The 2,875-nt window shown below is 72.2% G+C and carries 4 protein-coding genes; all 4 read right to left on the bottom strand.

Features of this window, described 5'->3' with window-relative positions; genetic code table 11:
- Positions 1-484: translation initiation factor IF-2 N-terminal domain-containing protein (locus NBZ85_RS32905; protein WP_498041277.1), on the bottom strand; the 484-nt coding region annotated here is incomplete at its 3' end.
- A 221-nt stretch (positions 485-705) separates the two neighbouring features.
- Positions 706-1,038 (bottom strand): YlxR family protein, encoded by a 333-nt coding sequence (locus tag NBZ85_RS29740; RefSeq protein ID WP_261556120.1) that lies wholly within the window; start codon positions 1,036-1,038, stop codon positions 706-708.
- 7 nt (positions 1,039-1,045) lie between these two features.
- Complete coding sequence (gene nusA / locus NBZ85_RS29735) at positions 1,046-2,143, bottom strand: transcription termination factor NusA (protein WP_261556119.1); 1,098 nt, start codon at positions 2,141-2,143, stop codon at positions 1,046-1,048.
- Positions 2,140-2,875 (bottom strand): ribosome maturation factor RimP (gene rimP / locus NBZ85_RS29730; protein WP_261563254.1); only part of this gene is annotated, 736 nt, incomplete at its 5' end. The genes nusA and rimP, both read right to left, overlap by 4 nt.

Here is a 2,875-nt window from a genome sequence, read left to right as displayed (position 1 = left end):
CCGGCGACCGGACCGCTGGGAGCGGTGCCGCCGGCCGGCGGCACCGGTGCGCCGGGACGCCCGCGGCCGGGGGCCGCGGGGCCAGCGGTGCGCGGACCGGGCCGGGGGCCCGACTGAGCTGTCGGGGACGACACCGGCGCGGATGCAGGCGATACCGGCGCGGACGACACCGGCGCAGGCAACACCGGCGCAGGCGACACCGATGGGGTCGACTCCGGCGGGGCGGACGGCGGCGCAGCCGCGCTCGCTGCGGCGGGGCTGGACCGGCGCCGTTGCCGGGCGCCGGTCGACCACCAGGGCGCCCGCCCGAGGCGGACCCACCCTCGGTGGGGAAGGCTTCCTTCAGCTTGCGGACGACGGGGGCTTCGACGGTAGACGAAGCGGACTTCACGAACTCGCCCAAATCCTTCAGCTTGGCGAGCACGGTTTTGCTGTCGACACCAAGCTCCTTGGCGAGCTCGTGTACGCGGGCCTTTCCTGCCACGGTGCTCCTTCGATCGGCCCGCGGTCCGTGCCCGCGTGACCTCGTTACCTGTCGGTCGTGATCATGGCTGGGTGCTCATTGAGCGATCATCGCTGTCTCGACCTGCTTCCCTGTCGACGTCATGTGGCGCCGCCTCCCGGACCGGGCGCCGTAGGTGGCGGCGTCCGTCCCGTCTGACCCGAGCGCTCCGCTGCCGCGGACCATCCGTTACCTCTTTACCTTTACCCGACATCCGCCCCATCCGGAGCCGTCGCGGCGGTCCAATCCCGCGAACGGGACCCGGCCGTCGTGGGACGGAGCCGCTCCAGGTAGCGCCTGACCTGCCCCAACTCGAGCGGACCAGATACCCGCAGGGCTCGCGGGAACGCCTTTCGCCGCTCCGCGAGATCAAGACAGGTGTGGTCCGGATGCACGTGCGCACCCCGACCACGCATACGGCGACGAGCATCCGGCAGAAGCTCGCCGCTGTCCACGACGATACGCAGTAGGTCGGAACTCGGCGCGCGACTTCGACATCCGATACAGGTACGGACGGGCTCCGCACGACACGCCATCATAAGTCTATCCCGCCCGGCCCCGGGAGTGACCACCCGCGGTGGGAGAGCGGCGCGGGCCCCCGGATGGCCCGGACCGCCGCGGCACTCCCGCGGGCGGCGGCTCGGCGGTGGCAGGCGGCCCGCCGGCCCGATCCTCCGTGTCGGAGTGGATGTCGATGCGCCATCCGGTCAGCCGCGCCGCCAGCCGCGCGTTCTGCCCCTCCCTGCCGATCGCCAGCGACAGCTGGTAGTCGGGGACGACGACCCGCGCCGACCGACTCGCCAGATCCGTCACTTCGACCCGAGCCACCCGAGCCGGCGACAGGGCGCTGCCGACGAAGGTCGCCGGGTCCGCCGACCAGTCGACGATATCGATCTTCTCGCCGTGCAACTCCGCCATGACGGCGCGCACTCGGCTGCCCATCGGCCCGATGCAGGCTCCCTTGGGGTTGACCCCGGCCACCTTCGAGCGGACCGCGAGCTTGCTGCGATGGCCCGCCTCACGGGCGATCGCGGCGAGCTCCACGGTGCCGTCTGCGACCTCGGGCACCTCCAGCCGAAACAGGCCCTTGACCAGCTCGGGGTGGGTTCGCGACAGGGTCACGGTGGGGCCGTGCGGCCCGCGGGCGACGTGCACCACGTAGCACTTGATCCGGTCGCCGTGCTCGAGCCGCTCGCCGGGGACCTGCTCGGCTGGTGGCAGGACACCCTCAATTGTGCCCAGATCGACCAGCACCACCTTGGAGCCGGCCCGCTGCTCGTGATGCTGCACCACGCCGGAGACGACCTCGTGCTCACGATCGGCGTACTGCCCGTAGGTGACCTCCTGCTGCGCCTCGCGCAGCCGCTGCATGATCACTTGTTTCGCCGTCATGGTCGCAATTCGGCCAAAGTCGGCCGGCGTGTCGTCGTACTCCCGACTGGTCCCGTCGGGACCCTGCTCGCGGGCGAGTACGGACACCTCCCCCGTCGTCCGGTCGATGACCACCCGGGCCTCGGGGGCCGATCCCGCGGTGTGGTGATACGCCGTCAGCAGGGCCGTCTCCATCGCCTGCACCAGGGTGTCGAAGGCGATGTCCTTCTCCCGCTCGATACCGCGCAACGCGGCCACGTCGAGCTTCACCGGGTCATCTCCTCACCGGCCGCGCCCTGGGCGTCGACCTGGCGGCCCTCGTCGTTGGATACCGGCCCCGGCGACGCCGGGAGATCGTCCTGCACCGCACCGTCACGGGCGGTGTGCGCCCGCGGCGCATCGGCGCTCACGTCGGAAACCGGGGATTGCGGCGCACCAGCCGACGGTGACGACGGCGGCTCATCGGAAAGATCATCTTTCCCTTCGGCCGAGAACTCGACCTCCACCGTCGCTCGCTCGACCTGTGCGTAGGTGACCCGCGCGACACGGCGCCGCTGCGGCCGCCCGCGCCGGGCCGGACCCGTGGCGACGGCCAGATCCGCCCCATCCTCGTCGGCGGACAGCACCCGGCCGGACAGGACGTCCCCGGCGCTGTCACGCACGGTCACGAGTCGCCCGACGGCTCGGCGCCAGTGCCGCGCAGCGGTCAGCGGACGGTCAACCCCCGGGGAGGTGACCTCCAGGACGTACGGGCCTGCGGTGAGCCCCTCGCCAGCCACCTCCGCCGCGTCGAGCAGATCCGAGACCACTCTGGCGGCCTCCGCCACCGCGTCCAGGTCGATGCCGCCGTCGCGGTCCACCGCGACCCGAACCAGGCTGCGGGAACCGGCCCGGCTCACCGTCACATCCTCGAGATCGAGACCGACCCCGGCCAGGCCGGACGTCAACCGGTCACGCAACGCCGGCCGGACAGTACCCGCCCGCCGAGCCGCCCCGGATGAG

The organism is Frankia tisae (assembly GCF_025403405.1).
Classification (GTDB): domain Bacteria; phylum Actinomycetota; class Actinomycetes; order Frankiales; family Frankiaceae; genus Frankia; species Frankia tisai.
The sequence above is the reverse complement of the archived record's forward strand: the minus strand, read 5'-3'. Positions and strand labels throughout refer to the sequence as shown.

Excerpts from the sequence above, each read along its gene's own strand:
- NBZ85_RS29740 (WP_261556120.1), bottom strand. The coding sequence starts at position 1,038 with ATGGCGTGTCGTGCGGAGCCCGTCCGTACCTGTATCGGATGTCGAAGT.